The sequence below is a fragment of the Arhodomonas sp. KWT2 genome, from assembly GCF_041949875.1.
Taxonomy (GTDB): Bacteria; Pseudomonadota; Gammaproteobacteria; order Nitrococcales; family Nitrococcaceae; genus Arhodomonas; species Arhodomonas aquaeolei.
This window is the reverse complement of sequence record NZ_JBHFPQ010000003.1, coordinates 1-5,135: the sequence shown is the minus strand read 5'-3', so window position 1 is coordinate 5,135 and position 5,135 is coordinate 1. Positions and strand designations below refer to the sequence as shown.

Here is a 5,135-nt window from a genome sequence, read left to right as displayed (position 1 = left end):
CTGGGGCCAGCCCGGTGCCGGCGGCGACCAGCTCGACCTCACCCCCGCGCGCGAGCAGCTCGCCAGCGCCCACCGCCTCGCCGAGCGCCTCTCCGGGAGCGCCACCGCCCACCGCGCCGAGGCGCTCGAGGCGCACACCGAGCTCCAGCACGCCGGCGAGGACGCCGAGCACACCTACGGCAACAGCGAGCAGGTCAGCGCCGGCGGCGATCAGTCCAGCGCCCGCCGCGCCAGCGAGACCGGCGGGCGCGGCGAGACCCCCGGGCTCCGCGCCCCCTGGCTGCACCTCGCCTCGCCGGCAGGCATCACCGCAACCACCCCCGCCTCCACCCACCTCGCCCAGGGCGGCGCGCTCAGCGTCTCCAGCGGCGAGGACGTCAACATCGCCACCGGCGGCAGCCTCGTCGCCGCCATCACCCAACGCCTCTCGCTGTTCGTCCAGCGTGCCGGCATCAAGCTCTTCGCCGCACGCGGCAACGTCGATATCCACGCACACACCGGCGCCATCGGCCTCGCCGCCGAAAAGGACGTGACGGTTTCCTCATCCGCCGGGCGGGTGGAGATAAGCGCGGCCAGCGAGATCCTGCTGAGCAGCGGTGGCGGATACATCCGGATTAAGGACGGCAGCATCGATATTCACGCCCCCGGGGCCATAGACGTAAAGGGGGCGCAGCACGCCTTCGGCGGCCCGGCGAGCACGGGGCAGTCCCTCCCCGACCTGCCGGAAGGGGATGACGAGCTGTGCTCGCGCAAGAATCGGGATGCCTCCACGGGCGGTGAAGGTCTCGTGGAGGAGTGATGCCGGTGGCAGGTGACGCCGTTCAGCCCGTAAACGGGCTCGATGCGCTTCTCTGCGCACTTGAAGCGGGCCAGCACGTGCACGGCTTAACGGATCCATCGGCTGGCCCGGGTGACGCTGCCCGCGGGTCGGATCAGCGTAGTGCGCGGATAGCCAATCGGTTTGTCGACGTTCCGGCAACGCAGCAGTTGCGGATCCAGCGCCTTCCGGACGATCCCGTGGCGGTTCGACGGGCCGTCAGCGAAGCACTGGCGGACCTGCCAGTCAGCCCGGTCATGCCGCGCGCGGTATGTGGGTGGCTGGTGGCATCGGTGAGGCCCGAGGCCATTGCAGGCTATCTCGGGCGGCAACTCGCACAACGCACCTCGGACGGCCGGCACGCGTTGCTGCGCTTCCACGACCCCCGAATCCTGGCGCGTCTGGTGGATATCCTGACGCCGCGGCAGCTGTCAATTCTGCTGGGCCCCGTCGATGGGTGGTATTTCCCCGATCATACCGGACGGGTAATACGCATTTCGCCGCACGAGCCGCTGCGGAGTCTCGGGCGGCTGACGCTTAGCGAATCACAGTGGGGGGCTATCCGTCGCATCGCGAGGCTCAATCGCTGTATCGAGTTTCTGGAGCAGGACGCAGAGCGCCAAAAGCTCGAAAACGAGCCCGCTGTAATCGATCGACTGATCGAACAGGCTGCAGGCTTCGGCCTGTCCGGTGGTCGCGAGATCATCGAGTTCGTTGCCCATGGGGTCCGGGTCCACCCGGAGTTCCATCGCCATCCACGCATGCGCTCCCTTCTGAATGAATGCGGAGGGAAGCGCTCGTATTCCGTCCTGGTGAAGCGGTTGGGCGCGGCAGACTGGCAGGCCATCCGAGAGGACATGGAGGTCGAGGCAACATGACGGAAACGGACGCTCGTGATTATGCCGCGGAGCACCTGTGCACGGGGTTGGAGCAGGGGCGATGCCGTTACTGTGAGCGCGTGGGGCTACCGATCCTGCCGGTGCGCTACGCGGTGTGCCAGCGCACGCTGATCAACTCGTCCATTCCCGGGCTGTCGGATGCTGAAGTGGCGGCGTTCACGGGCGTGAGTCTTGACGAGGCCTTCCCCGAAGGGCGGAGCGAGCGCCGGGAGCTCGATGACGAGGCGCGGGCGCAGCTGGGGGAGAGCACGACGTGGCACGCGAACAAGTACATCCTGCGCCAGATGCGCCCGGGTTATCTCTATCTCTACGACGAAGAGCATCCCGAAGGGCTGCACTGGTACGCCTATGCCATTACCGATACCGGCAAGTTCTACCAGTTCCCGGTCGCGCATCCCCCGGTGGCCCCCGGTGAGCTCAGCTTCCCCTGCAACGACAGGCGTAACGAGGCGCTGAACGCGGCGTTCATCACCCTGCCGAGCGTCGAGACCGCCAGGCGCGTGTATTACGCGTTCACGCAACATCCGTGGCCGCTCGCGCATATCCGCCGCATCGGGACGGACGAGGCGTGGCGGAAACGGCACATGCAGTCGCTCGACATCCCGGCGTGGGTGGCGGGGCGGTCCGTGCCCCACGCCTTCGGCGTCGATACGCTGGCCGAGCGGGTGGCGGAGTACAGCCCCGGGCGTTGGGCGCTGTACACGCACTTCTTCGCCAGTGGTTACCAGGCGATCGACTATGACGCCGAGGCCCTGCGCGAGGCCATGGACGCGCGTCTGGCACACGCCGCCGCGCGCTACCAGGGCCGGGGGCTGATCCTCGCGGTCAACGACGAGCTCGGCATTATCGATGAGCTCAATGCCTACCGCCACCAGGCCCTGGCCGGGCTGGAGGCGTTCCTCGACGCCGACGGGGGTGCCAACCGTCGCCGGCTGCTGGGGGCGAAGGCGATCGAGGCCTTCCGCACCTCTGTCCACGAGACCGGGGACGCGCTCGTCGAGGAACGGGCGCAGGCGCGTACGCCTCAGGCCGAACTCCAGCAGATCAAGGCCAACTACGAAGACCGCATCAAAAGTACACCAGCCCCGGCGTCGAAGCAGCGTTGGCAGAACGGTTACGTGAGAGCCATCGCCCTATGGCGGAACCGGCGTGCGATGTCGCAGAGCGAGTATGGCCAGGCCATCGAACAGGCACAGCGTGCCAGCGACCAGGCCCGGGTCGACGAGATCGTCGGCGAGTATGACGAACAGCTGAGCGACCACTACCGTGTCGACGACGTCGAGACCTTCGAGCGGCGTTACGGCGAACGGCTGCACACCACTCGCGCCCTGCTCGAAGCCATGGACGACGATTACGCCGCCTGGGTACAGGCCCACCTCGGTGACGCGCTCGCCCGCTACAGCGAGCACGATTACCCCAGCGGCCTCGGCGCCACCGGACTGGTGGCCAACGCCCTGCGCGGCGGCATCATGGGCTCGAGCAGTGCCACGCTGTGGCAGGGGCTCTCCGGCGCACTCGGCGAGCGTGACGCCGTGCTCGTGCGGGCGCTGTTCGCCAACCAGCGCGGACTCATCGACGCCGCCGTCGATGCCGTCACCGCCGTGGAATCGGGAGCCGCCTTCCAGCCCGATTCGGACCCCGCCTGGCTGGCACGCTTCGAGACGGCCCGGTCCGGGCTGGGCACCCGCGAGCGCGAGCAGCTCCACAACCGCTATCCCACCCTGCTTGCCGCCCTGCTACAGGCCACCGGCAACGCCTGTGCCGCACTCGCCAGCCACCAGAGCGCGGCGGCCCTGCGGGGCGAGTCGCGCGAAAGCGGCTCTGGCAACGCGACGGATCGGGATGACGGGCATGAGTGTGCCGCCGCGCATGCCGCATTGCGCACCCTCGTGCGTTACGTCCAGATCATCGAGATCGGCGATCCCAACGTCCGGGGCGACGACGCCCAGCCCCCGTCGCGCCCCGTGCGCGTCACCGTAACCGTGGGCGAATATCGGCGCTGGCTGCGCCAGCTCGCGCATGGCTGCACCGAACATAGCGATGCTGACGAAGACGACAAGCGCGAGGCGCTGCATTTCATCGACGGCCGTGGGGGCAACTTCGCCCCACCCATCGCTGATAACCCGCGCAGGATCGAAGTCGAACTGCCCGCAACCCCGGAGGGACAGGCGGGGCTCGAGGCACTTCCGGAGATCGCCGACGACGAGCAGGCCCGCACGGCAATGGCCTGGGCCGCGCGGGCCGACCGCCTGCGTGCCAACGCCCAGGCGAGCGTGAGCAAATTCACCGGCGCCAACGCACTGGGTCAACAGGTCGCGCGGCTGATCACCCTCGCCGGCAGCCTGGGCGTGCTCGACCGCGAGCGCGAGCACCTTGCCGAGGAGAACGGCTGGTGGGCGAGTATCGGCGACACCGCCAACTACATCGGTACCGGCCTGAATGTGGTTGGTGACTACGCCGCGATCCATGCCTGGATGATCAGCAGTGACGCCGCCTCGGTGCTACCCGTTACCAACTCCCCTGGCTGGCGGATAACAGGGCGCACACTCGGGCTCTTCACCAGTGTCCTGGCCCTCCACGACGGTCTGTCCACCCTCAGCGAGGCGGCTCACGGGCGGCGACTGGGGCTGTCCGTCGAACTCATGGGGCGTAAAGCGGCGCTCGGCGCCGCCACCCTCACCGGCGGCATCATCGCCCTGCTGGGGGCGCCGCCGCCGTTCAGCGGCGCGATCGCCGTAACCGGCATGCTCGTCACGCTGTGGCTCGCGCAGGGCACGACCCTGCTGGTGCCGCCAGCGGTGGGGATGTGGCTCAACCGCAGTTTCTTCGGCCAGCACCGCGGCCAGCTCGAGCCGTACCGCGACCTCGCCGAAGCGCACGATGCTTTGGCCATGGTGTTCAAGGGGGTGACCGTGGAGTTCACCTGGACCCCCGACCCCGCCCGCCTCGACTGGGCGGCCGGACCGGTGCCGACGGGCCCCACCCCATCCCCTGTGCCGGCCGAGACCACCAGGTCGCCCGCCGGGCGCACCCTGTACCTGACCATCACCCTGCCCGATCTGGTGGCGATGGAGGTGAGGGGGGCGATAAATGCGCGCACTGGTGGTAAGCCTTTTCTGAAATTCAATCTGAAGAAGACCCAAGGAGACGACTATTTGAGATCCGCGGATGGTCAGGGGATGGACCCGGGGGAGCCGAACAAAGTAGGTGATATTGAGGTTGGTAAGAAAGAGGGTGAGGTCATCCTGAGCTACGAAAAGTCATTCAGCGATGCCGAGTTGAGTGATGGCGTGCGTTTGAGGCTGACATTCGTCGATCGACGCTCTGATTATGATATCGAGCAGGACGAGTTCACGATGAGGTTCTAGTTCATGTTTTTTCGAGCGCTGCTTTTCTCCGTGCTATTTGTCTGCCTGCCG

At 67.6% G+C, this 5,135-nt stretch carries 3 protein-coding genes; all 3 read left to right on the top strand.

Annotated elements, in window-relative coordinates; all coding sequences use genetic code 11:
- Positions 1 to 799: DUF2345 domain-containing protein (locus tag ACEZHJ_RS00030; protein ID WP_375036088.1), on the top strand; the 799-nt coding region annotated here is incomplete at its 5' end.
- A 5-nt stretch (positions 800 to 804) separates the two neighbouring features.
- Complete coding sequence (locus ACEZHJ_RS00025; protein ID WP_163141265.1) at positions 805 to 1,695, top strand: DUF4123 domain-containing protein; 891 nt, start codon at positions 805 to 807, stop codon at positions 1,693 to 1,695.
- Positions 1,692 to 5,084 (top strand): T6SS effector BTH_I2691 family protein, encoded by a 3,393-nt coding sequence (locus ACEZHJ_RS00020; RefSeq protein ID WP_163141262.1) that lies wholly within the window; start codon positions 1,692 to 1,694, stop codon positions 5,082 to 5,084. Before ACEZHJ_RS00025 ends, ACEZHJ_RS00020 begins: the two co-directional genes overlap by 4 nt.
- The last annotated feature ends 51 nt before the right edge of the window (positions 5,085 to 5,135 follow it).